Consider the following 25,000-nt stretch of genomic DNA (forward strand, 5'->3'; position numbering starts at 1 on the left):
ACCCCACAGTGGGATCGATGACCAAACACCCATCAGTCGCCTCGCCCTATCCCGAGACAACCTGTTGAGACTCCACATCTAAGCGCGCCGCGAGACCACCACGGCGCCCAGAGTGAGCGCGAACAGGAGATGGCCGGCAAGCGACGCCCAGGTCAACGCAATGAAGCCCAGGAAGGGCGGCTGTCCGGCAAACAAGTGCGCCATGATATAGAGGGCGAAGATCCAGAGTCCGATTCCGTAGCCAAGCGCGGTCAGCCACCAGGGCAGGCCGGGAACGATCGTGCGCTGCAGCGGACGGGCGATGAAGAGGTAGCCGAGGGGATAGGCGACAATGCCGACCACGGCGTGAATGAGTTCTGCCAGCGCCCAGTTGGAGAAGCCGAACACGCCCTGAACCAAGGCCGCGGGCTGAAGCGGTCCGCCCACCAGGAAGGGCGTGATGCCGCGCGCCCAGATCTCCCAGACGAGATCGGCGGCAATGCCGCCCAGGATCGCCGTGATGAGCGTGGCCGCTGTCAGCGGCGGAAACAGGCCGGATTCCGCCGGCGACGCGATATCGGTGGTGCCATGCGCCATTGTGTGCCTCCCTGCGCTCCGATCGGGTCCATACGTGCTCCGTTTGGAACGCGCCCGGGCGATCGGCTCCGAAGGCGTCATACCATGTGTGGTTTGGTCAAAGGGGCATCTCGCGCGGCTTTGACGTGAACGTGACGCGGCGCGATCCGGCGCGAGCGCATCCCGCCGAGACCAGTCTGCTGCGGCCGGCGCGCGAGGCCATGGCGGGTCTTTGCCCAATGATGGGGGCGGCGGCAGAGGTCTATGACGGCGAGCCCGAGAGCCAGCGCCATCAGGAGCCAGTAGACCGGCAGCCAAAGCAAGGCTGCGGGAGAGAGCGGAAGTCGCCGCAGCCGGATCGCGCGCAGCGACAGGGCGATGGTGGCAGTGAACCCGGCGACGAACAGCACGCTGTTGGCCGCAAACAGCGCCCACCCGGCCAATGCGTCGCCGGGCCAGAAGGCAAGCAGCCCGGTTGCCTGGGCGGCAATCAGAGCAAGACAGACGGGGAAGGCAAGGGCCGCGAGAAGACTGCCCAGGATGAGGGCGTGAAACACGGCGATCTTGGCCAACGTGCGCTGGCGCGCAAACCGGTCGAAGCGACGCATATGGACCAGCCAGGTCTGCATCCAGCCTTTCAGCCAGCGAGTGCGTTGCTTCAGCCAGGCGCGGACGCCGAGTGGGGCCTCCTCGAAGGTGGTCGCGTCGATGACGCTCATCTCATAGTCGAGCCGGCCAAGCCGAACGCCGAGATCGGCATCCTCCGTGACGTTGTAGGCATCCCAGCCACCGACGGCGACCAGCACCTCGCGCCGGAAATGGTTGGATGTTCCGCCGAGAGGGAAGAAGAAGCGCTTGGCGGCAAGCCACGGCAAAAGCACGTCGAACAGGCACGCATATTCGACCGCGAACATGCGGGTGATAAAGGTATCGCCGGCATGGTCAATGGCAAGCCTGGCCTGCAGGCAGGCGAGCCGGTCCGGCCCGGCGGCGAAGGTTTCGGCCGCGCAGCGAAGCTGGGCCGGTTCTGGGCGGTCCTCCGCATCGAACACCGTGATCAGATCGCCGCTGGCAAGGCCAAGCCCGATATTGAGCGCCTTCGGCTTCGTCCGAGGTCCGTTTGGCGGGGCTTCCACCACACGGACCCAGGGCGGTGGACGCTGGGCGAGGATCGCAGCCTGGGTTGTTGTGTCGTCGGCTTCCACCAGCAGGATCGCCTCCAGCTTCTCGGCGGGATAGTCGAGCTGCGCGAGGCTGGCGAGAAGACCGGGAACGGCGGCGGCCTCGTTGTAGAGCGGCACAAGGATGGAATAGCGCGGCAGCGCGGCGTCTTCGAGCGGGCACCGGGGTGGCGCGAAATGCGCCACGAAGGCCGCCTGACTGGCCGCCCCGCGGGCGGCCGAGAGCGCGATCAGCACCACCGTTACGAACAATTGCAGGGCGATCGGCAGCGCCAGGGGATAGACGAAGGCGAGCACTCCAGCCGCGATCAGGACCAGAACCGATACCCAGCGCTGGGTTGGCGACAGCGTTTGGCCGGCCGTCAGCCCGGCCGGAATACCGTACGACCATTGGGCCGCCGACGGTCGCTCGACGGTGGTTGCGGCCGCGTCGCTACGGGCGATCGTTGTCCGATCCGTGACCACCAGGCGGGCGACCTGTCTGCCGCCCCTACAGATGGCAGCGGCCAGGAAAGGCAGCTCTGCGCGGGTCGGCGCGAACGCGAGCAGGGGACGGCCGTCCTCCAAGATCTCGCGGGCGCGATCGGGACGCTCTGCCACGCTGGCGGCATACGCCCGCGGCGTTTGCACGGCGAGCTTGTTGGCGTAGGGGCGCCCCACCCAGGCCGCAAAGGCAGCCGCTTCGTCCGGCTCCAGATCGGTCTCCGTATGGCGATCGGTGGCCCTGGCCGCCGCGAGAGCCGTTCTGCTTTTCGCTGCCTCGCAGACCTGTGCTAGCTCGTTGTTTTGACATATTTCCGGACGGCGAGCCGGCTTTCTCTTCGGGAGGAAATACGCGAGCAAGACCGCCGGATCGAGGCCCGAAATCGTCTCTGCGACAGCGGTACGGAGAGCGGCCTCGGTGGTGAGGATCACGCGATCGGGGGCCTTTGCGACGTGAGCACGGAGCCGCGCCGGCGCGATTTGGTGAGCGGCCTCCACCGGCAACGCGACGACAGGGCCATTTACGTTGTGACCAATCCGGACGGGACCCAGTTGGCCTTGCACCAGCTTCGAAACGAGTGCGAGGGCGAAGGTAGGCTCGACGCGGAACTCGGATGCATCCCGACACCGCCCGAGTATGTCGAAGAGATCCTCGGACCGTTTCGCTCTGTCGGGCTTCCTCGGTGGCTCGTTTGGATGGCGACGAGCGCCTCTGTGGCGTGACGGAAATGTTGGCCCGGCGGCCGGGCGCTCACGCTCCCACCGCAGCTCGCCCGCTCGGGTCGCTGCGTCCCGTTCCGCCATCAGGCCCCCGCCCTCTGCAATCTAGAATGGATTATGGCGGAGGTCCGAGAGCAACGCAACGACGCTTCATGCGAAAGGAGCGTCGCTGGAAACTACTCGGCGGAGGCCGAAACGGCTGTGATCTACTTCGTCGACCCACTCGGCCCGGGGAGATGCCGTCCATCGCGGATCTCCCGGCGTTTCTTTGCCGTTTCAGGCATCATGGCCTGCAGCCTCTGTTCCAAGTCCATAACAGCCTTTACGCCGCTCGCCAGTCAGTAGCCGTCGGCGAGCGAGCCCGCCGACCGGGGATCAGCCGCCCCGTGCAGCGTGCCCTCCGGCGTGACCAGGATCGACTGGGTGGAACCCATCGCGTCTTTCAGCGCCACGGTGTGCCCCATCTCCTCCAACAGGCGAATCGTATCCGGGCTGATGCCTTGTTCGATGCGGATCTCGTCGGGCAGCCATTGATCGTGGATGCGCGGCGCGGCCGTCGCGCTTGCGATGTCGAGGCCGTGATCGATCACGTTGACGACGATCTGGAGCACAGTGGTGATGATGCGGCTGCCGCCCGGCGAGCCGGTAACCAGAAACACCTTGTCGTCCTTGAAGACGATGGTCGGTGTCATCGATGACAGCGGCCGCTTGTTCGCCTCCACGGCATTGGCCTCGCCGCCGATCAGTCCGTAGGCGTTGGGAACGCCCTTCTTGGCGGAGAAATCGTCAAGCTCGTTGTTGAGTAGGATGCCGGTTCCATCGGCGACAAAACCCACCCCATAGGAGAAGTTCAGGGTGTAGGTGTTGGAGACGGCGTTGCCGGCCTCGTCCACCACCGAGAAATGGGTGGTTTCGTTGCTCTCATAGGGTGCCGGCGGCGTGCCGGGACGGATCTCGCTTGAAGGCGTGGCGTGATCCGGATCGATCTTGGCACGGATCTCCTCGGCGTAGTCGGTGGAGGTGAGCCACCCGACCGGCACGTCGACGAAGTCCGGATCGCCGAGGAACATGGAGCGGTCGGCGTAGGCGTAGCTCATCGCTTCGCTCATCAGGTGGATGGTCTTGGCGGCGTTGAGGCCGCTTTCGGCGATGGGCAGCCCCTCCAGGATATTGAGGATCTGGATCAGGTGAACGCCACCGGAGCTCGGTGGCGGCATCGAGGCGATGGTGTACCCCTTGTAGCGTCCGGTTACCGGTGCGCGCACCTCCGCAGCGTATCCGGAGAGATCGTCAAGGCTCATGCGGCCGCCCGCGTCGTTCACCTTGGCGACGATCGCCTCGGCGATGGGGCCGGAATAAAACGCGTCCGGCCCATCGTCGGCGATCGATTGGAGGGTTGCGGCAAGGTCCGGCCGCGTCGTGATGGTGCCGGCGGCAGGCGGTCCGTCGGTTGGGCCATAGAAGATCCGGGTCGCCTCGTCATCGCGCGCCAGATGCATGCGAATCCAGTTGGAAGAAAGCGAGGAGGCAAGATCGTCGCTGACCGGAAAGCCCTCTCGGGCCAGCACGATGGAAGGTTCGATCAGGTCCGCCCAGGTGAGGGTTCCCGAGCCATAGCGCTGATGGGCGAGTGCAAGGCCGCGCACGGTGCCCGGCACGCCGACCCCAAGCCCGGAGAAGCGCGACTTGACCGAGTCGGCATCGCCGGCATCGTTCAAAAACATGTCCTCGGTGGCGGCTGCCGGCGCCTTTTCCCGGTAGTCGATCGCGACCGTCTCTCCGGTTTTCGAAGCGTGGACGATCATGAAGCCGCCACCGCCGATATTGCCGGCGCGGGGCAGGGTCACGGCGAGGGCGAAACTGACGGCCACGGCGGCATCGACGGCGTTGCCGCCGGCCTTGAGCACGTCCACTCCGATCTCGGTGGCAAGCGCTTCCTGGCTTGAGACCATTCCGCGCTCGGCGATGACCGGATGAAACCGAGCCTCGGCGGACAGGATGGCGGCATCCTGGGCGCTGGCCGAGAACGGCAGACTTGCGACGACGCAGACAAGGGCGGCGTAAAGCGGGCGCCGACTTCTCATCTCTTAAGCTCCCTCGGTTGGGTGTGGGCGCAGCGAGTTACTTTTAGGGCCAGAACCCAGCGGAAAAGGGTAACGCCGTCACGGGACGAAATCGCCTGTTCGATTTTCAAGAGTATGTGTGTCACCGCGAGTTATGCCGCTATCGCTTGTTTTTCGGGTTGAGATTTGTGCCTTTTCGCGCTGGTGAGAACTATTTGTTGTTAAAATGTAAGAATATTTCTGTTGAGCTAATGTAGTTTAGGGCGTTAAATGACCTGCCTTCTATGGGGGTAGAAGGTGCATTTTGTGCATGGGCTCGTGAAGGGGTTGTAGCAGCCATGCCGCACTATCGGATTCGTTTACCGAACGGGCTTCTCAAGGTGAAAACCCGGCGTTGGCTTCATCATCATGAACGCGCGGGCCATGTTCCGGTTTGGCGTGTTTCCGGGTGGTATATCGTCTGGCTTTCGAACGCGCGTTTGCTTGAGCAGGACCGACGGCGGAGGCGCACGCGGCGACGCAGCGAAGCGCTCTCGGCCAAAGGTCCGTTGAGGCGGCTGGGTATCGTCAGATTGCGCGCGGAGCCGGTTACGGTGTCTCGACAAGGCAGTGACAGGCTGGCCGCGTAAGCGCTGGAGCAGCCGTAGCGGACGGAGATCGCGGCACAAGATTGCTGTGGTCGGCCTGCGTTGGTGCCGTCCGGCTTGGGATTTTCTGCCTTTTTCGCGGGCATGTTGATCAAATTGTTGCCGATTGAAAATAAAATGCGCAACAAACAGATCAAAATAACTATGATAAACTCGTATCTTATGATGGATTTGTTGAAGGGTTTCCGTTTGTGTGTTTGAGTATTACTGCTTCCCGCGGTTGAGGGAGGCTACGGGTGCATGGGCTTGTGAGGGGTGTCTGCAGCCATGCCGCATTTTCGGATTCCTTTGCCGAACGGGCTTCTGAAGGTGAAAACCCGGCGCTGGCTCCGCGAAGGTGAGCGCTTGGGGGAGGTCCCTGTACGCCGCTTCGGCGGCTGGTATTTCATCTGGCTCTCGAACAGGCCGAGCGGCGAAAACGAGCCGGAAGAACGGGCAGATAATCCCCATAGCTGACGCGATGCCGGACGCCGAAACGGTTTCCACCTGCGCCGTCAATCCGGCTGGCGGGGCAGAAGGCCCCGCCCATCGCGGCTCTCCTTGCATCTCTTTTCCATTTCAGGCGCCGTATCCTGCAGATTTATGGGTCTTGACCCTATAGACGACCTCTCCTTCTTTCCCCGCAAGACACATTCTTGGTCATCAGGTTGGTTCCACCGGATGGCCGGATTTCCGGGGCCGGCATTCTAGTCTATTGCTGGCGCTGACGGCCGAGCGAACCGGCCGCAACAGACAGTCCGGTGGTCAGCGGGGAGGAACCATGCCGAAGCCCATCGCCGCGTTTGAGCGTCTCGGCGAGGAAAATGCATTTGCCGTGCTCGCCCGTGCCAGCGCCCTTGCGGCCGCCGGCCGCTCGATCGTCAATCTCGGGATCGGGCAGCCGGATTTTCCGACGCCGCCGCATATCGTCGAGGCGGCCGTCAAGGCGCTTCGCGACGGACACCACGGCTACACGCCCGCGCCGGGCATCCAGCCGCTGCGTGAGGCGGTTGCCGCCGACCTCCTGGCGCGTACGGGTACCGAAGTCGATGTCGACCGGATCCTGATCGTGCCCGGCGGCAAGGTCACCATGTTCGCCGCGATTTTGATGCTGGGCGAGCCGGGCGTGGAGATCCTCTATCCCGATCCCGGCTTTCCGATCTATCGCTCCATGATCGAGTTCACGGGCGCGCGGCCGGTGCCGGTTCCGATCCGCGAGGAAAACGAGTTCGCCTTCTCCGCCGCCGAGACTCTTTCCCTGATGACGCCCCAGACCCGGCTCGTCATCGTCAACTCGCCGGCCAATCCGACCGGCGGCGTGACTCCGCGTGCGGAAATCGAGGCGCTGGTGACGGGGCTTGCGGAATATCCGCAGGCAACCGTGCTCTCCGACGAGATCTACAGCCGGATCCTCTACGATCGGGCCGAGCACGTCTCGCTGATCGACTATCCCGAGATCTCCGACCGGCTCATTCTGCTCGATGGCTGGTCGAAGACCTATGCGATGACCGGCTGGCGGATCGGCTACGGCATTTGGCCCGAGAGCCTGTTCGACAGTGCCCGCAAGCTGGCGGTGAACGCCTGGTCGTGCGTGGGGACCGCGTCGCAATATGCCGGGCTTGCCGCATTGACCGGCCCTCAGGATGCCGTTGGCGAGATGGTGAGCGCGTTCGATGCGCGTCGTCGGTTAGTCGTGGAGGGCCTGAACGCGCTTCCCGGCGTCTCATGCCGGATGCCGGGCGGCGCCTTCTATGCCTTTCCCTCGATCCGGGACACCGGGTTCGAGGCGAAGCGGCTGGCAAACCGGCTTCTGGAGGAAGCGGGTGTCGCTCTTATCGGCGGTCCCGATTTCGGCATCTTGGGCGAGGGCTATCTGAGGGTCTCCTACGCGGCATCGGAAACCGATCTTCGCGAAGCGCTCAACCGGATCGGTCAGTTCCTGGCGGCGGACAAACGGTAGCGATGGCGCGAGGCATGGACCTGCTGGAGCGCTACAGCGAATTCGATCCGGGCGGCGTTCGGGTGGTTCGCGGTCTGCATCTTGCGGCTGCGCTGGCGCTCGGCCTTGGTGCCGGCTATCTGCTCGCGACCCAGGGGCTGGCTTGGCTGGACCAACTGATCGGCACTTGGGTTCGCCGGGAGTGGCCCGCCTATGCCGGGGCGTTCTCGGCGCCCAAGAGGGTGTTTGCCATCTCCGCGATTGCGGCGATGCTCGCGGCCCATATCGTGCTTCTGGTGCCCGCGGGCGAACGGCGCACGGAATTCAAGAACGCGCTGCAGATTGCCGGCGTCGGGGTCGGTTTTCTCCTCCTGATCGGCCTGGCCGCGCCGGGCACGTGGGGTTTCGGCGTTCTTACGCTGCATCTGATCTGGATCGCCGTCATCGGTGGCGGGCTCTATATCCGCCGCTACGGTCCCGCCGGCATGCGGATCGGGACGGCCCTGATCCTTTTGACCATGTTCGCCGTGTTGATCGATCCCGACCGGGGGCTGGGCCTCTGGTTTCCGGTCGCGGGTGCGGTCGGCGCGCTCGCCGGACTGTTCGTTCGCTTCGCCACCTGGCGCCCATCCCCGGTGCGGGTGTTCCGCTCTCGGATTATCCGGTTTCGGGAAGTCGCAGCGGAGAATCTGGCGGAGATCGCGCAGGATCTGAAATTCGGGACCCGCCCGCGCCGGCCCTCCATGACGCTGCGCGGCCGCTGGTTCGCGCTTGCCAAGGCAATGGAAGTGGCAAGTGCGGAAAGGCCATCGAAGGCCGATCGATACGCGCACTATGTCGCGACCGCGTATCGGGTGGTTCTGGCGGGCGAGGCGGTCACGGACGCTTTGTCGGAAATCAGCGATACGGCCGTTGCCTCCCGCTTCGTCCGCGAGCGGATCGCTGGCGCGCTTTCGGAATTGTCCGAGCGGCTCAGCCGCTTCGCGGGCGGCGACACGGCGCCGGATCCGGCCCTCGTCGACAGCCTTCATGCTGCACAAGATGATTTGATCAAGAACCAGACGCTGGATTCGCCGACCAAGGTGCAGCTTATGCGGCTCCTGACCGGAGTGATCCGGGTCGCGATGGCCCTCAATACCGTGGAAGTGCGTAACGAGCCGGCAGATAGGCCGCCAGCCGTCAGCAGTGGCGGAAAAGGCAGTGCTGCCATGGGCTTCCGGCTTGGCCTCCAGGGCATCGTGGCCGCTTCGATCACCACGGGGTTGAACTATGCTTTCCACTTCCAGCACGCCTATTGGGCGACGCTGACGGTGGCCCTGGTGCTGACGGGAACCGTTGGGGAAACGGTCGCCCGCACGGTTCGCCGCGCGCTCGGCACGGCCGTCGGCGTGCTCGTCGCGATCGCGGTGTTTCCGCTGATCAGTGCAAGCCCGGCGACCGAGCTCACCTTGATCTTCATCGCGATGATGGCGGCGGTGATGGTGATCGACATCCGCTATGCCGTCGCCTCCGGCCTGATCGGCTTTCTGGTCGTGCTGGGCCTCCACATGATCGAGGGTGTCGGCGCCCCCGTGATGCTGTCTCGGGCCTACGAGACTTTTCTCGGCGCCGGGGTGGCGTTGGCGGTCGCCTGGACCGTGGCGCCGGCCTTCTCCGGCAATCGACTTGCGACGGACGTGCAGGCCTTTATCGGCCGCTGCCATTCCGTGTTCCGGCGGGCCGCGGCCCAGCCGACGATCGGTGTCGACCACACCGCGGCGCTGGAAGCGGATGCAAGCGCGATCCGGGCCCAACTCCCCTCGCTGCAGGCGGAGCGGCTGTTTGCGCGGGGCGGGTCGGCCGCGCTCAGCGAAGTGACGGTGCTGATGGAGGCGCTCGTCATGTATCTCGGCCTGTTCGAACGCGCCTCGGCGGTGACGGCGCGCGAGGGCGCGGGGCCGGCCAAAGCTGTGCTCGACGAGCTCGATCAGGTGGTGGAGGCGACCTTCGATGCCGCCTTCGATCCGAAAAAGGAAGCTCCTGCGCTCGACCCGGTTCTGGCGCGCTTCACCGAAGCGGTGCCTTTGGACGGTTCGATCCCGGCGGAACAAGCCTCCGCGATCGTCGAGCGCTTCTATTATGGGCGCAAGATCGGCCAGACGCTGGCGGAATTTAAAACCACCTGGGCCCGCGTGAACTAAAGCAAAGCCAGCGAAAGTGGGAACCGGTTTCGCGTCCGGCTTTGCGTTGAAAACTATCGCTCACGCCGGCTCGCTCCGCTCACGGCTGCGCGGGCGCGGCCTGACCGGCCGGCGCGCGGTCGCGCTTTGGTGTAAGCAAAGCCAGCGAAAGTGGGAACCGGTTTCGCGTCCGGCTTTGCGTTGAAAACTATCGCTCACGCCGGCTCGCTCCGCTCACGGCTGCGCGGGCGCGGCCTGACCGGCCGGCGCGCGGTCGCGCTTTGGTGTAAGCAAAGCCAGCGAAAGTGGGAACTGGTTTCGCGTCCGGCTTTGCGTTGAAAACTATCGCTCACGCCGGCTCGCTCCGCTCACGGCTGCGCGGGCGCGGCCTGACCGGCCGGCGCGCGGTCGCGCTTTGGTGTAAGCAAAGCCAGCGAAAGTGGGAACCGGTTTCGCGTCCGGCTTTGCGTTGAAATCTATCGCTCACGCCGGCTCGCTCCGCTCACGGCTGCGCGGGCGCCGGCCTGACCGGCCGGCGCGCGGTCGTGCGCTGGTTTCGCAGACGCGGGCAAAATGTGGAGCGCTATAGCTCAAGTCTTTTCCGCGCAGATGGACACATCTGAGCGACAAGAACGGGCTCCAGGTTCAAGTGGTTGAGCTCAATCGCCGGCCGCCACATGGGCGCTGAAGCGTACCGTGTCGCCAACCGAGTAGCAGATCTGCGGCTGGCCGACCGGGGACACTGGATGGAGGCCGGAGGCGGAGATATCGAGGAATCCGCCCGGGCCTTCCGGCGGCACCACGTAGACCCATCCGGTCAGATCGCCGCGGGGCATCAAGGTCTCGATCACGTCGGCCCCGGGAACGAACACGACGGCTTCCCCGATCGTATTGGTCACCGGCGCGGAAGGCTTGGGCAGGGCGCGCAGCGGGGCGGCCTCCTCCTCCGATCCGCCGACGCCATAGAGATAGGAGGCGACCATCAGTTCGTAGCCGCCGCCGGCGATCGCGTGGGCGATCTGCAACTCGTCGGTGCCACCCGCAATCGGGACGATCGACGGAAAACAGAGCTCCGTGGCGGTCGCAAGGGTGCGCCCGCTCGAAAGCTGGCGATCATATTTCGGGATCGCGGAATAGGGAGCGGGCCGAAAGAACAGATCGCCGCCCAAAAGCGGCAGGAATGCATCCGACAGGCTGAGATCCAGCACATCGAGCGGCATTGCGTCGATGGTATCGTAGCGTTCCTCGTAGATGAAATCGGGGATCTCGCGGTCGTTCTCCAAAAGCCAGATCCGGAGAAAGTCATAGATCGGCGCCAGCGGTCCAGAGGCGCCGCACAGGCCGCCGAAGTCTCGGTCGCACACGAACTCCGGCGAGACCCGAGACAGCAGAAACGCCTTGGGCGAAAGCCCGTCGAGCTCAGGGTCGGGGTCGGCCGATGCGCCGGCATCCAGCCGCCCGTCGAAAGAGAGGTCGACGATCGTCGCGGCGAACGCCCTGACGGAATCGGGAACGGGGTGCAGGACGCTGGTATCGACTGCGGCGACCGGATAGAGCGGATCGGCTGCAGCGGGGGCAATCGGCGCAAAGAGCGCAAGTCCGACCCAGGCATATGCCGAAAACCGAAGGCGAGGGCGGGGCGCCCTCAATGTCGACATCGGGTCAGGCCCCGCTCGGTTTCGCGCACAGCATCATGTAGTTGACGTCGATGTCCGCGGATCTTTCCCAGCGGTCGCGCAACGGGTCGAACACGACGCCGACGGTCTCCAGCACCGACAGGCCGGTACCGGTGGTTGCCTGCTCCAGCTCCGCCGGTTTGATCAGCTTTTGATATTGGTGGGTGCCGCGCGGCAGCCAGCCGAGCACATACTCCGCGCCGACGATGGCCAGCATGTAGGCCTTCGGCGTGCGATTGATTGTGGCTAGCAGAAGCAGGCCGCCGGGCCGGACCATCTGCGCGCAGGCGGAGATGAAGAACGCGGGATCGGAGACGTGCTCGACGATCTCCATCGCCAACACCACGTCGAAGGTCTCGCCGGCATCGGCGAGTGCTTCCGCCGTCGTCGCCCGATAGTCGATCGACAGACCGGAGCGCTCGGCGTGGATCCGGGCGACCTCGATGTTGGTGGCGGCCGCGTCGGCGCCGACGACGTCCGCTCCGAGTCGGGACATCGGTTCCGAAAGAAGCCCGCCGCCGCAGCCGATGTCCAAGAGTCGCAGGCCGGCAAGCGCCTTCGGATCGTTGACGTCGCGGCCGAAATGGCGCGCGATGACCTCCTTGATGTAGCTGAGACGGGTGGGATTGAACCGGTGCAGCGGCTTGAACTTTCCGCGCGGGTCCCACCACTCGTCGGCAAGCGAGGAGAAGTGGTCGACTTCCGCCTGGTCGATGGTGCTGTCGCTCACAGTCCGTACTCCTTGCTCGATCCGGCGCGCGTTTCGCCGCACGAGTTGCTGCCGCGCCGACACGATGATATCTACCGCGCCACTTCGGTCGGGAAACCCGATTTCTATCGGGCGTCCTTCATCCTTTTCACCAACGAGCCGGTAAGTGAACCATGGCCCGACTGGTCATGAAGTTCGGCGGAACGTCCGTCGGCGATCTTGATCGCATCCGAAACGTCGCGCGTCACGTCAAGCGCGAGGTCGACGCAGGTCATAAAGTGGCCGTCGTCGTCTCCGCGATGGCTGGCGAGACCAACAAGCTCGTGGACTATTGCCGCGCGATTTCGCCGCTGCATGATGCGCGGGAATACGACGCTGTGGTGGCCACGGGCGAACAGGTGTCGACCGGCCTGCTCGCGCTCACCCTGCAGTCGATGGGGATCGATGCACGCTCCTGGCAGGGCTGGCAAATCCCGATCCGGACCGATGGCGCTCATGGCGCGGCGCGAATCACCGGCATCGAGGGGGATCGTCTGATCGAACGGATCGAAGGTGGCCAGGTTGCCGTGGTCGCCGGTTTCCAGGGCATTGCGCCGGACGGCCGCATTTCCACCCTCGGCCGGGGCGGCTCCGACACCAGTGCGGTGGCGATCGCCGCGGCGATCCATGCCGACCGGTGCGACATCTACACCGACGTTGACGGCGTCTACACCACCGATCCCAGGATCGTGTCGGCTGCGCGCCGGTTGCCGCGCGTCTCCTACGAGGAGATGCTGGAAATGGCTTCGCTCGGGGCGAAGGTTCTGCAGGTGCGCTCGGTCGAGCTCGCCATGATCCACGGGGTACGCACCTTCGTGCGGTCGAGCTTCGACGATCCCGAGGCGATCCGGGCGGCCGGCAATCAGCCCGTGGGCACCCTCATTTGCGACGAGGACGAGATCGTGGAACAGCAGATTGTCACCGGCATCGCCTATTCCAAGGACGAAGCGCAGATCTCGATCCGCCGGGTCGCCGATCGGCCGGGCGTCGCGGCTTCGGTGTTCGGGCCGATGGCCCAGGCCAATATCAACGTCGATATGATCGTCCAGAATATCAGCCCCGACGGCTCGACGACGGACATCACCTTCACCGTGCCCCAGACCGAATACGATCGGGCGATCTCGGTGCTGGAAGATAATCGCGACGTGATCGGCTATTCGAGTATCGAAGGCGCTCAGGACGTGGTGAAGGTCTCCGTGATCGGGGTCGGTATGCGCAGCCATGCCGGTGTTGCCGCGGCGGCGTTCCGTGCTCTGTCCGACAAGGGCATCAACATCCGCGCCATTACGACCTCTGAGATAAAGGTCTCCGTGCTGATCGACGCCGCCTACGCGGAACTTGCGGTGCGCGCCCTGCATTCGGTATATGAACTGGATAAAGCGACGTCTGCCTGACCTGCGGCTGGTTCTTGATTGACCGGCCGTTTTGGTGCGCCGCCGATTGCCGCATTCTTCGTGCGGAGCAGGCCGGTCGATCTAATCAGGGGGGAGCGCGGTTCGGCCGCGACTGCCCCACTTGCCGCGCCGTTGGACCGAGGCGGATCGGAGGAGCGGCATGTAGAGCCGTTCTGCTTTTCATGAGAATGGCAGATAGGCTTTAGGCCTTTGCTTATACGTGTTTCCGGACGGCAAACCGGCGTCCACTTCTGGAAACGCTCTCGCTCCCGCAGGTGTGGCGGGCGTTCTGTAATCTTGGCTCCGGGGAGGCACGATGCGAGGCTCTCTCGCCGGTCCGCGCCTCCTATTGAGACGGCTTCGCGAAGTGATGGCGGAGCCGATCGATGCGCAGGAACGGCTCGACAAGATCGTCGTCCTGATCGCCGCCAACATGGTGGCGGAGGTCTGTTCCGTCTATGCTCTGCGCGCCGACGGCGTGCTGGAGCTTTACGCGACGGAAGGCCTCAATCCGATGGCCGTCCACCAGACCAGCCTGCGCATCGGCGAGGGCCTCGTCGGTCTGATCGCGGCCGAGGCGCGACCGCTTAACCTGCCCAACGCTCAGAACCATCCCGCCTTCGCCTACAAGCCGGAGACGGGGGAAGAGATCTACAACGCTTTTCTCGGCGTGCCGATCCTACGCGCCGGCCGCACTCTCGGCGTACTCGTGGTCCAGAACAAAGCGCACCGGACCTATTACGACGAAGAGGTCGAGGCGTTGCAGACCACGGCGATGGTCATTGCCGAAATGATCGCCGCCGGCGAGATCGAGGCCCTCGCCAAGCAAGGGCCGGCGCTCGATCTCCGTCGTCCGATCCATATGGACGGCGCGGCCTTGGCCGACGGGGTCGGACTTGGCCACGCCGTGCTGCACGAGCCGCGTGTGGTGGTTACCAACCTGATCGCCGAGGACGCCGATCGCGAGCTCGGCCGCCTCGAAAGCGCGCTTGAGAAGGTGCGCCTCTCGCTCGACCAGATGATGTCGCGGCGCGAGATCGCCCATCATGGCGAGCATCGCGAGGTGCTCGAAGCCTATCTGATGGTTGCGCAGGACCGCGGCTGGGTGCGCAAGATGGAAGAGGCGATTCGCAACGGTCTCACCGCGGAGGCGGCCGTCGAGCGGGTCCAGTCCGACACCCGGGCGCGCATGCTGCGCTCGGTCGATCCCTATCTGCGCGACCGGCTGCACGATCTCGACGACCTGGCCAACCGGCTGATGCGCGAGATCATCGGCCGCCCCCATGGCGGCATCAACGGCCTGCCGCAGGATGCCATTCTCGTCGCCCGCAACATGGGCCCCGCGGAGCTGCTCGACTACGACCGCGAAAAGTTGCGCGGGCTCGTCTTGGAGGAGGGCGGTCCGACCAGCCACGCCACCATTATCGCCCGCGCACTCGGCATTCCGGCCGTGGGTCAGGTGCCGGGGGCGGTCTCGCTGGTGGAAGAAGGCGATGCCGTGATCGTCGACGGCGAAACCGGGCTCGTTCATTTCCGGCCGATGACGGACATCGAACGGACCTATGCCGAAAAGGTCCGCTTCCGGGCACGGCGCCAGGCCCAGTATCGGCGTTTGCGCAATGCGCCGGCGATCACCCGCGACGGCCGCGAGCTGACCTTGATGATCAACTCCGGCCTGCTCGTCGACCTGCCGCATCTGGAGGAATCGGGCGCAGCGGGCATCGGCCTGTTCCGCACCGAAATCCTGTTCATGGTCGCCCACAGCCTGCCGCGCGTGCGCGAGCAGGAAGAGCTCTATCGCCGCATCTACGAGGCCGCCGGCGACCGGCCGGTGACGTTCCGCTCCCTCGATATCGGTGGCGACAAGATCCTGCCCTATATTCGCTCCGTGGAGGAGGAAAACCCCGCGATGGGGTGGCGGGCGATTCGTCTCGGGCTCGACCGGCCGGGCCTGTTGCGCATCCAAGTGCGCGCACTTTTGCGCGCAGCCGCGGGGCGCGAATTGCGGCTGATGTTCCCACTGGTCTCCTCGGTGACGGAATTCACCGCGGCGCGGGCGCTGGTCGACAAGGAAATCCGGCACCTGAAGCGCCACGGCTACGCGACGCCGGACGCGATTCGCCTCGGCGTCATGCTGGAAGTGCCCTCGCTCCTGTTCGAGCTGGAGGAGATCCTGTCGGCGGTGGACTTCATCTCGGTCGGCTCCAACGACCTGTTCCAGTTCATGATGGCGGCCGACAGAGGCAACACGCGCCTGTCGCGGCGGTTCGATCCGTTGAGTGTGTCGTTTCTTCGGGCGTTGAAGCGGATCGCCGACGAATGCGAGCGCGCGCACGTTCCCGTCACGGTCTGCGGCGAACTCGCCGGACGGCCGCTGGACGCCATGGCGCTACTCGGCCTCGGTTATCAGCAGCTTTCTATGCCGCCGGCGGCGATCGGTCCGGTCAAGGCGATGGCCCGCAGCCTGGATGTGGGCCGGCTCAGGGCACGGTTGTTGCCGCGCCTGGAACCCGGTCGCTGGCCCGGCAATATGCGATCCTTCCTTTCGGCTTACGCCGAGGATCACGATATTCCGCTTTAGCGAAGCGTCGACGGATTGTCCGGACCGGCCTCGCTCTCTCGAATCAAGAAATCTGAAAGCCCATGTTCTCCGAGGAAAAGCTCGAATCCCTGGTCGATCGCTTCGAAATGCTGGAAAGCCGCATGGCCTCCGGCGCCGAAGCCGACACCTATGTGGAGCTGTCGCGCGAATATTCCGAGCTGCAGCCGCTGATCGCTTCGATCCGGGCCTATCGTGCCGCGCGCGCGGAGCTCGAAGACATCGACGCCATGCTGGCGGATCGTTCCACCGACAAGGAATTGCGCGAGATCGCCGAGGCCGAGCGCCCGGAGTTGATGGAGCGGATCGAGGAACTGGCCCAGGCGATTCGCATCGGGCTCCTGCCAACCGATGTCGCCGACGAAAAGAGCGCGATCGTCGAAGTTCGTGCTGGAACCGGCGGACAGGAGGCGGCGCTGTTCGCGGGCGATCTGTTCCGCATGTATCAGCGACTTGCCGAAAAACACGGCTGGAAGGTCGAGGTCTTGTCGGCGAGCGAAGGCGAGGCCGGCGGCTACAAGGAAATCATCGCCTCTTTCGCTGGTCGTGGTGTGTTCGCGCGACTGAAATTCGAATCGGGCGTGCATCGGGTTCAGCGCGTACCGGCAACGGAATCGGGCGGCCGGATCCATACCTCGGCGGCGACGGTGGCGGTGCTGCCGGAGGTGGAGCAGTTCGACTTCGAGATCCCCGATACCGACATCCGCATCGATACGATGCGCGCCTCCGGTGCGGGTGGCCAGCATGTGAACACCACCGATTCGGCGGTGCGGATCACCCATCTGCCCACCGGCATCGTGGTGACCTCCTCGGAAAAATCGCAGCACCAGAACCGGGCTCGGGCGATGCAGGTGCTGAGGGCGCGTCTCTATGAGGCAGAGCGCGAGAAGCGCGATGCGGCGCGCGCGGCGGCCCGAAAAGGGCAGGTGGGGTCCGGCGACCGCTCGGAGCGGATCCGCACCTACAACTTCCCCCAGGGCCGGGTAACCGACCACCGCATCAACCTGACGCTCTACAAGCTCGATGAGATCCTGGCCGGCGAGGCGCTCGACGAAATCATCGACGCGCTCATCACCGAGCATCAGGCCGCGCTCCTGGCGGAGCAGGATGGCTGATCAGCCGTCAGTCGGAGAGCGGCTTAAGGCGGGCCGGGCGCGGCTAGACGCCGCAGGCATCGATACGGCCGGTCTGGATGCCCGGCTCTTGATGGCAGATGTGCTGCATCTGAGCCAGACGGCGCTTGTGCTGGCCGAACACGATCCGATGTCCTCGGAGGATGCCGAGCGGTTTGGTGTCGCGATCGAGCGTCGGGCGGCAGGAGAGCCGGTCGGCCGCATTCGCGGTCGGCGGGATTTCTTCGGCCTGGATCTCGTCCTGTCGCCGGCGACGTTGGAGCCGAGACCCGATACGGAGACGGTTGTGCTCGCGGCCCTCGATCACGTGGGCGATCGGGACCGGGCTGTCACCATCGTCGATATCGGAACGGGTACGGGCGCGATCCTTCTGGCGCTGTTGGCAGCGTTGCCGAACGCGACTGGGTTCGGCACCGATTTGAGCGCGGAAGCGGCACAAACCGCCCGCTTCAATGCCGAACGGCTGGGGTTGGCGGAACGGGCGCGGTTCGCCGTCTGCGATCTGGCGGACGCGGTTGCCGGTCCCGCCGATCTCCTCGTCTCCAACCCGCCCTATATCGCGAGCGCCGATATTCCTGGGCTCGATCCGGCGGTGCGCAACCACGATCCGCGGCTTGCGCTGGACGGTGGTGCGGATGGACTGGACCCCTATCGCCGGCTCGTTCCGGCCGCGCCGTCTCTGCTGGCATCCGCCGGCGCGCTGGTGTTGGAAGTGGGGATCGGCCAAGCGGATGCCGTGGCGAACCTGTGCAACGAGGCCGGTGCCGCCACGGTTGGGATTCGTCCCGATCTCGCTGGCCGGCCGCGGGCAGTGCTGGCGACGTGGCGATGAGGCAACAGCGCGCCCGGTGCCACCAATTGCGGCGCCGGAAATGGATTTTTGCACTTGGAAATCGCTAAGGAAATCGCTACGTTCCGGGTGCCGACGGGGTTGCGGGCAACCCTCACCGATTCAGGTGATCGCAAAGTGGATGCCCGACAAGAGATCGACTGCCTATGGCGGTCGCATTCTGGCCTTGCACCCATGAGGAGGCTGCAGATCATCGCATCATCATCGACTGCGCCGATTGTCGAAGACCGTTCATAGATCCGTCTTTGGTCGAGGTGCAGGGTCGAGATGAAGAGACGATTCGGGCCGAGCGCGTCGTCCTCGATCGATCGAGGCGTGGATTGTACGCTCACTCTCGTGTTGCGGCGCATGTCCGGCCAGGATCGGGCCGATCCGGACGAAACGGGCATGACCAAACGGATGAAACTGGGTCGTTTCTGATCCGCCGGTCGTGAGGATCTGGTCGGAGAAGGCGGGCTGGAGCGGGACGAGGAAAAGTGGGCTTCCGTTTTCCGCTCGCTCGCCGCTCTACCTTGTTGGAATCGATCGTATTTCCGATTTCGGCTCGCCGAGATCCGAGATCGCCGCGAGCGAGAGCGCGGGCAACAAAGGGTGCTGGTTTTGCGCAATGACCGGCGCGACAGGGATAAGAACGAAAGCATCGGATGATGCAGATGTTTCGCCTGATGCGCCGCGAGGGCCTTTCGAGAATTGGATGGGAACGCCCGTTCACATGGAAAAGGCCGTGAATACAGGAACTTGGGCAGTTTCGGGAAAGGCCGGAAGGGGTTTTCCGTTCGAAATTGCGACCAGGCTGAGGGTTGAGATGCGTTCGACGGCTCGGTTGCGCCGAGCGTGCTCAAAAGCCGCCATTCCGGGTCGGATCGTCCCGGGCGGTTCTCGGTCACGAAAGCCCTCGGGCGGCTCCGGTTCAGGAGCGCAGGCGTGATCGACCTTCAGGTGTGTGGGCGGGATATGGGCGAACAACCGGTGCCCAATGGTTCGTCCCGCTCAAGAGCGATCGGCCGGCGGAAATGTGCCGCTGACCGCAACGCTCGACTTCGACGGGTTCAGGCGCTCCAACCTCCGAGTTGGAGGGCGGGCGATCTGGGCAACGGCGCCGAAGCCGGATACAGCGAGTCCCCAAACGACTGGGTCTCGCATGCTTCCGAACGAGAAACGATCGGATGAGACAAGGAAATTCCAACAAGCGACTGCGCGGCCGGAACCGGAAGGGACCGAACCCGCTAACGAAGACGTTCGAATCGAACGGTCCCGATGTGAAGATCCGAGGGACCGCCCTTCATGTTGCGGAGAAATACCTGCAGCTTTCGCGCGATGCGCAAGCGTCTGGGGACCGCGTGATGGGCGAAAACTACCTCCAGCACGCGGAACACTATTTCCGGATTTTGGCCGCCGCGCAGGGGCCGAACCAGCCGCAGCAGGCCGTGCAGCGTGAGGAGGATCTCTCCGAGGGCTACGAGCAGCGCGCCCACAACGGCTCCGGCGGAACGGATCCGGGCCAGGCGGAGCAGCCGAGCGATTCCGGCTATGAGCGCCAGAACGCAAACGGTGGCCGCCAGCGCGGTCGCCGCGGTGACGGCGAAAGGGCGCCGGCGAACGACGGCGAGACCGTGACCGCGAGCGAGCGCTCCGGCGGTAAGGGGTCGGAGCGGTCCGGTGGCCGGAAGGCCAACGGTTCTGCCAAGCCCGAGCCTGCCGCCGCCAAGCCCGAGGCAGCCGAAGCGGAGGTCGAAGCTCCGGAGAACGCCGAGGCGCCGGTGATCGCCGAGAAGGCTGACGAGGACGCGAAGGCGGCCGAGCCCGTGGAAGCGGCGGAGGCCACCGAGGCCAAGCCACGCCGCCGGACGCGAACCACCCGCAGCCCGCGGACGCGCACCAAGCGTGCCACTACGGCGGCGGAGGGAAGCGACGGCTCTGCTTCTCAAGATAGCGAGACCGCAGCGTCGGACGCTTGATAATCGAAGGGGCGCGGGTGAACCGCGCCCTTTTTGTTGGAGCGCTGGGCGAAAAATCGGGCACCGATGTTTCGCGATCGCCGGCGCGACAGCGACAAGAGCGCGAGCATCGGCCCTGCGCTTCATTCGGCCGATGTCCTCGCTGCCACTCCGGCTGAGAGCGGCTGCCGATTTTCCTTTCCGGACCTCTTTTGTTGCATTATCGCAACACTATATGTCGGTAGCGGTCGCCTGATTGGGGCCGTTGTCTTGGTGTGAGATCGTCCCGCAATCGTGCCCGAAACGGCGCGGTCGGATGATCGAGCGCAAGGTCTCAAGCCGTTCCCTGTGCCTTCATGGCGCTGAAGGCAACGGTGCGGGATACGGCGTCGGTCGCAATGACGGCGCTTGTGGGAAGGAGAAGAGCCGAATGGACTTCGAAAAATACAGCGATCGTGCGCGCGGCTTCCTGCAGTCGGCGCAGACCCTGGCTATGGGCCAGGGCAACCAGCAATTCACTCCCGAGCACATTCTGAAGGTTCTGCTCGACGACCCGGAAGGGCTCGCCGCCGGGTTGATCACGCGTGCCGGTGGCCGCGCCGACGAGGCGCTCGAGGCCGTCGATGCGTCCCTTGCCAAGATGCCGAAGGTCGAAGGTGCCGGCGCCGGCCAGCTCTATCTGGCGCGCGCGACGGTAAAGGTCTTCGAGGCTGCGGAGAAACTCGCCAAGAAGGCGGGCGATAGCTACGTCACCGTGGAGCGCCTGTTGCTCGCGCTTGCCAGCGAGAGCGATGCCGAAGCCGCCAAGATCCTGAAGGCGGCCGGCGTCACGCCGCAGGCGCTTGAAGGGGCGATCAGCGATTTGCGCAAGGGGCGAACCGCCGATACCGCGGGCGCGGAAGGTCAGTATGAGGCGCTGAAGCGCTACACCCGCGATCTCACGCAGAACGCCCGCGACGGCAAACTCGATCCGGTGATCGGCCGCGACGAGGAAATCCGCCGGACCATCCAGGTCCTGTCGCGTCGCACCAAGAACAATCCGGTGTTGATCGGCGAGCCGGGCGTCGGCAAGACGGCGATCGTGGAAGGTCTCGCGCTGCGCATCGTCAACGGCGACGTGCCGGAGAGCCTGAAGGACAAGCAGCTTCTGGCGCTCGACATGGGCGCGCTGATCGCCGGCGCGAAGTATCGCGGCGAGTTCGAGGAGCGGCTGAAGGGCGTCCTGTCGGAGATCGAGGCCGCCGGCGGCAACATCGTGTTGTTCATCGACGAGATGCATACGCTGGTCGGCGCCGGTAAGGCGGACGGCGCGATGGACGCCTCAAACCTCCTGAAGCCGGCGCTTGCGCGCGGTGAGCTCCACTGCGTCGGCGCGACCACGCTCGACGAATACCGCAAGCACGTGGAAAAGGATGCTGCACTTGCCCGCCGCTTCCAGCCCGTTTTCGTTTCCGAGCCGACGGTCGAGGACACGATCTCGATCTTGCGTGGCCTGAAGGAGAAGTACGAGCTGCATCACGGCGTGCGGATTGCCGATTCGGCGATCGTGTCGGCGGCCACCCTGTCGAATCGATATATCACCGATCGGTTCTTGCCGGATAAGGCGATCGATCTGGTCGACGAGGCGGCTGCGCGGCTGCGCATGCAGGTGGATTCCAAGCCGGAAGAGCTCGACGAACTCGATCGGCGCATCATCCAGCTCAAGATCGAGCGCGAGGCTTTGAAGAAGGAGACCGACGAGGCCTCCAAGGATCGGCTGACCAAGCTGGAGAAGGAGCTCGTCGACCTGGAAGAGCACTCTGCGGAGATGACCTCTCGCTGGCAGGCGGAGAAGGCGAAGCTTTCCAGCGCACAGGATCTCAAGACCCAGCTCGACCAGGCCCGTATCGATCTCGATAAGGCTCAGCGCTCCGGCGATCTCGGCCGGGCCGGCGAACTGGCCTACGGCATTATCCCGGATCTGGAGCGCAAGCTCGCGGTCGTCGAGGAGACCGAGGAGAAGGGCGACGTGATGGAAGAGGCGGTCACCGCCGATCACATCGCGCAGGTGGTCTCCCGTTGGACCGGTGTTCCGGTCGACAAGATGCTGGAAGGCGAGCGCGACAAGCTCTTGCGGATGGAAGATGCCCTGGAGCGGCGCGTCATCGGCCAGTGGGAGGCGGTGCATGCCGTTTCCACCGCCGTGCGGCGTGCGCGCGCCGGGCTGCAGGATCCGAACCGGCCGATTGGCTCGTTCATGTTCCTGGGTCCCACGGGCGTCGGCAAGACCGAGCTCACCAAGGCGCTGGCGGAGTTTCTGTTCGACGACGACACGGCGATGGTCCGCATCGACATGTCGGAGTTCATGGAAAAGCATGCCGTGTCGCGGCTGATCGGTGCGCCTCCCGGCTATGTTGGCTACGAGGAGGGCGGCGTACTGACCGAAGCTGTGCGCCGGCGGCCCTACCAGGTGGTGTTGTTCGATGAGATCGAGAAGGCCCATCAGGACGTCTTCAACGTCCTGCTGCAGGTGCTGGACGATGGTCGGCTGACCGACGGTCAGGGGCGGACGGTCGACTTCCGCAACACCCTCATCATCATGACCTCGAACATGGGCGCGGAATATCTCGCCAACCAGCCCGAGGACCAGGATGTGGAAGCGGTGCGCGAGCTCGTCATGACGGCGGTACGCGGACACTTCCGGCCGGAGTTCCTGAACCGGCTTGACGAGATCATCCTGTTCCACCGCTTGCGGCGCGAGCAGATGACGCGGATCGTGGACATCCAGCTGAAGCGTCTCAGGGCGCTCTTGGAGGAGCGCAAGATCGAGCTGGAGCTGGACGAGAACGCCCGCGAATGGCTCGCCAACAAGGGCTACGACCCGGTCTACGGGGCTCGGCCGTTGAAGCGGGTGATCCAGAAGGAAGTGCAGGATCCGCTCGCGGAGAAGATCCTGCAGGGCGAGATCCAGGGCGGCGATACCGTCAAGATCACGCCGGCAGGCGAGCGGTTGGTGTTCGAGCCGGTACGCGCGGCCAGCGCCGCGGCCTGACGGAACGGTCCGTTCACAAACAAAGAAAAGGCCGGCGGTGCTCTGCCGGCCTTTTTCTTTGTCTCGTTTCCGGACGGAAAACCGGTTTCCACTTTTCTGAAATTGCTAGTTCCGTGCGACCCGGGTCTCGCTCGGCAGCTCGCGCTCGATCAGGGCGTCGATGCGCTCGCGCTCGTGCTCGAAGGCCGTCAGCATCTCGCCCGTCAGCTCACGCCCACGCGGCAGCCGGATTCGGAGCGGATCCACCGGGCGGCCATTGACGTGCACCTCGTAGTGAAGGTGCGGACCGGTCGACAGGCCCGTTGAGCCCACATAACCGATAAGCTGGCCCTGGGTGACGCGGACACCTTTTTTAAGGCCGTCTGCCCAGCCGGACTGATGCGCATAGCCGGTTTCGTAGCCGTTGGCGTGCTTGATCAGCGTCCAGCGACCGTAGCCGGCCTTCCAGCCCGCTTCCTCGACCGTGCCGTTGCCCGAGGCGTAGATCGGCGTGCCGCGAGGGGCGGCCCAGTCGACACCGCTGTGCAGCTTGGAATAGCCGAGGATCGGATGGCGGCGATAGCCGAAGCCGGAGCGGAACACGCCCCGTGCCATCGGTTTGCGCATCAGGAATTTCTGCGCGCTCTTGCCGTTCTCGTCATAGAAGTCGACGGAGCTGTCGTCGGGGGTGCGGAAGCGATAGAAGCGCCGCTCGACGCCGCCCGCCGTCAGCGACGTGTAGAGGATTTCCGGCGGCGAATCGGCGTCTTCGGCTTCTTTGTGCGCAGCGTAGAGGACGGTGAACTGATCGCCCGGCCGCACGTGGCCGTTGAGATCGACATCGAACGAATAGGTCCGCACCAGATTGTCGATCAGCTTTTCCGGAACGTCGTGTTCCAGCGCGGTCTGATAGAGCGAATCGTAGACCGTTGGCGCGCGTCCCTGCCGCGGCTGCGGATTGATGGCATCGGCCGCGGTCGCGACCATCGGGATGACGTCGGCCGGCGGCTGGGCCGCGACGAACTCCTCGTCGTCGGTCATGGCGACGGTCGCCAGGTGCTCGGCGTCGTTATAGATGGAGACGCGGACCGGGCGGCTGCCGGCATTGTCGTCGAAGCCGAACCGTTCGATCTCCATGCGGACCGTCTGGCCGGCGGACACTTCGGCGACATTCCAGTCGTCCTGCAGGACCGACTCGATCGCCTCTATGCTGTCCTCGGTGGCGCCGTATTCTTTCAGAATGTCCGCGAGGGTGTCGCCGGATGCGACCAGGGCGACCACTTCGTCGGAGGCGATGCCATCGCCGCCGTCTTCAGCGCGCTTGACGACTTCCGATACGTTCTCCGGCGTGATGCTGATGGCGGCATCCCCGGTGCGCGGATCGGCGAACCCGAAGTCGAAGCGGTGATCGGAGGCCAGGGAGCGTGCCGCAAACTCGATGGAGGCGGTGCCGTCGAACCATTGCTGCTCGCGCAACTGCGCCTCGGCCTCTTCGGTCGAGAGCTGGGCGCCTTCAGCGAGTGCCACCTCGGTTCCGATCGGGAAATCGTGCTCGGTGATGGTGATTTCGCCGTCGACCTGAGCATCATAGATCGCGTCGGTCGCTGCCTTGCTCGGGAAGACGGTCGTGTCGGCGAAGATCGAGAGCGGGTTGAACGGCGGAATGTCGTCGACGATGTCGCTGGTGCGGGTCACCAGGCTCGCCGTGACCAGGGCATAAGGCTGCTTCTTAATGAGATTGCGGTTGCCGAGATGGGTAACCGTGCTGACCTCGATGATCTGCTTGTTGGAAATCTCCTCCGCCGTCGGTCGCATTCGGTCGCCCTTGGCGGCCGGACCGACGCCGGTGGCATCGCCGAGCGTGGCGACGTGGGCGGAGGCGGGCAGGGTAATCGAGTAGCGCCCGTCGAGAGCGCCGATCAGCGCA

Annotated in this window: 14 protein-coding genes (1 of these 14 cut by a window edge); 8 read left to right on the top strand and 6 right to left on the bottom strand. The window is 64.8% G+C overall.

Annotated elements, in window-relative coordinates; all coding sequences use genetic code 11:
* Positions 1-78: 78 nt before the first annotated feature.
* The 3 genes from HNS03_RS23170 to ggt all read right to left on the bottom strand — a co-directional run bounded on the left by HNS03_RS23170 (position 79) and on the right by ggt (position 5,023).
* Positions 79-576: a hypothetical protein gene (locus HNS03_RS23170; RefSeq protein WP_367198433.1), complete on the bottom strand. Its 498-nt coding sequence runs from the start codon at positions 574-576 to the stop codon at positions 79-81.
* A gap of 77 nt (positions 577-653) precedes the next feature.
* Positions 654-2,651 (bottom strand): glycosyltransferase, encoded by a 1,998-nt coding sequence (locus HNS03_RS23175; RefSeq protein WP_367198434.1) that lies wholly within the window; start codon positions 2,649-2,651, stop codon positions 654-656.
* A 626-nt stretch (positions 2,652-3,277) separates the two neighbouring features.
* Complete coding sequence (gene ggt, locus HNS03_RS23180) at positions 3,278-5,023, bottom strand: gamma-glutamyltransferase (protein WP_367198435.1); 1,746 nt, start codon at positions 5,021-5,023, stop codon at positions 3,278-3,280.
* 1,386 nt (positions 5,024-6,409) lie between these two features.
* Between ggt and HNS03_RS23185 the strand changes: the two genes are divergently transcribed.
* Both HNS03_RS23185 and HNS03_RS23190 read left to right on the top strand, forming a co-directional pair.
* Positions 6,410-7,588, top strand: coding sequence for a pyridoxal phosphate-dependent aminotransferase (locus HNS03_RS23185; protein ID WP_367198436.1), 1,179 nt, complete (start codon positions 6,410-6,412; stop codon positions 7,586-7,588).
* A gap of 2 nt (positions 7,589-7,590) precedes the next feature.
* Positions 7,591-9,747 carry an FUSC family protein gene (locus HNS03_RS23190; protein ID WP_367198437.1) on the top strand — a complete coding sequence of 719 codons (2,157 nt, stop codon included), beginning with the start codon at positions 7,591-7,593 and terminating at the stop codon, positions 9,745-9,747.
* Between the two features lie 638 nt (positions 9,748-10,385).
* Here HNS03_RS23190 and HNS03_RS23195 read toward each other — a convergent pair.
* Positions 10,386-11,384, bottom strand: coding sequence for a hypothetical protein (locus HNS03_RS23195; protein ID WP_367198438.1), 999 nt, complete (start codon positions 11,382-11,384; stop codon positions 10,386-10,388).
* A 4-nt stretch (positions 11,385-11,388) separates the two neighbouring features.
* Entirely contained in the window at positions 11,389-12,153 is a 765-nt protein-coding gene (ubiG, locus tag HNS03_RS23200) for a bifunctional 2-polyprenyl-6-hydroxyphenol methylase/3-demethylubiquinol 3-O-methyltransferase UbiG (protein ID WP_367198446.1), read from the bottom strand.
* A gap of 131 nt (positions 12,154-12,284) precedes the next feature.
* Here ubiG and HNS03_RS23205 point away from each other — a divergent pair, with 131 nt between their 5' ends.
* The 6 genes from HNS03_RS23205 (at position 12,285) to clpB (ending at position 23,094) form a co-directional block, all read left to right on the top strand.
* Positions 12,285-13,544, top strand: coding sequence for an aspartate kinase (locus HNS03_RS23205; RefSeq protein ID WP_367198439.1), 1,260 nt, complete (start codon positions 12,285-12,287; stop codon positions 13,542-13,544).
* A 316-nt stretch (positions 13,545-13,860) separates the two neighbouring features.
* Positions 13,861-16,125 carry a phosphoenolpyruvate--protein phosphotransferase gene (ptsP, locus tag HNS03_RS23210; RefSeq protein ID WP_367198440.1) on the top strand — a complete coding sequence of 755 codons (2,265 nt, stop codon included), beginning with the start codon at positions 13,861-13,863 and terminating at the stop codon, positions 16,123-16,125.
* A gap of 62 nt (positions 16,126-16,187) precedes the next feature.
* Positions 16,188-17,258: a peptide chain release factor 1 gene (prfA, locus tag HNS03_RS23215; RefSeq protein WP_367198441.1), complete on the top strand. Its 1,071-nt coding sequence runs from the start codon at positions 16,188-16,190 to the stop codon at positions 17,256-17,258.
* The gene (gene prmC, locus HNS03_RS23220) at positions 17,251-18,108 is read left to right on the top strand and encodes a peptide chain release factor N(5)-glutamine methyltransferase (RefSeq protein WP_367198442.1); all 858 of its coding nucleotides are present in this window, start codon (positions 17,251-17,253) and stop codon (positions 18,106-18,108) included. Before prfA ends, prmC begins: the two co-directional genes overlap by 8 nt.
* Before the next feature lie 1,184 nt (positions 18,109-19,292).
* The gene (locus HNS03_RS23225) at positions 19,293-20,084 is read left to right on the top strand and encodes a DUF4167 domain-containing protein (protein ID WP_367198443.1); all 792 of its coding nucleotides are present in this window, start codon (positions 19,293-19,295) and stop codon (positions 20,082-20,084) included.
* Between the two features lie 409 nt (positions 20,085-20,493).
* Positions 20,494-23,094: an ATP-dependent chaperone ClpB gene (gene clpB / locus HNS03_RS23230; protein ID WP_367198444.1), complete on the top strand. Its 2,601-nt coding sequence runs from the start codon at positions 20,494-20,496 to the stop codon at positions 23,092-23,094.
* 105 nt (positions 23,095-23,199) lie between these two features.
* Here the strand turns inward: clpB and HNS03_RS23235 are convergent, their stop codons facing one another.
* Positions 23,200-25,000, bottom strand: the 3' portion of a protein-coding gene (locus HNS03_RS23235) for a M23 family metallopeptidase (protein ID WP_367198445.1). It continues 173 nt past the right edge of the window; the window shows 1,801 of its 1,974 coding nt (coding positions 174-1,974); the start codon falls outside the window, past its right edge; it ends in the stop codon at positions 23,200-23,202.

The sequence above is a fragment of the Amorphus sp. 3PC139-8 genome (genome assembly GCF_040750475.1).
Taxonomy (GTDB): Bacteria; Pseudomonadota; Alphaproteobacteria; order Rhizobiales; family Amorphaceae; genus Amorphus.

Bases quoted from the DNA above. Each gene is read 5' to 3' on its own strand.
- prmC (WP_367198442.1), top strand. From the start codon at position 17,251: ATGGCTGATCAGCCGTCAGTCGGAGAGCGGCTTAAGGCGGGCCGGGCG.
- HNS03_RS23190 (WP_367198437.1), top strand. From the start codon at position 7,591: ATGGCGCGAGGCATGGACCTGCTGGAGCGCTACAGCGAATTCGATCCG.
- clpB (WP_367198444.1), top strand. From the start codon at position 20,494: ATGGACTTCGAAAAATACAGCGATCGTGCGCGCGGCTTCCTGCAGTCG.
- prfA (WP_367198441.1), top strand. From the start codon at position 16,188: ATGTTCTCCGAGGAAAAGCTCGAATCCCTGGTCGATCGCTTCGAAATG.
- HNS03_RS23185 (WP_367198436.1), top strand. From the start codon at position 6,410: ATGCCGAAGCCCATCGCCGCGTTTGAGCGTCTCGGCGAGGAAAATGCA.
- ggt (WP_367198435.1), bottom strand. From the start codon at position 5,023: ATGAGAAGTCGGCGCCCGCTTTACGCCGCCCTTGTCTGCGTCGTCGCA.
- HNS03_RS23170 (WP_367198433.1), bottom strand. From the start codon at position 576: ATGGCGCATGGCACCACCGATATCGCGTCGCCGGCGGAATCCGGCCTG.
- HNS03_RS23225 (WP_367198443.1), top strand. From the start codon at position 19,293: ATGAGACAAGGAAATTCCAACAAGCGACTGCGCGGCCGGAACCGGAAG.
- HNS03_RS23195 (WP_367198438.1), bottom strand. From the start codon at position 11,384: ATGTCGACATTGAGGGCGCCCCGCCCTCGCCTTCGGTTTTCGGCATAT.
- ptsP (WP_367198440.1), top strand. From the start codon at position 13,861: ATGCGAGGCTCTCTCGCCGGTCCGCGCCTCCTATTGAGACGGCTTCGC.
- HNS03_RS23205 (WP_367198439.1), top strand. From the start codon at position 12,285: ATGGCCCGACTGGTCATGAAGTTCGGCGGAACGTCCGTCGGCGATCTT.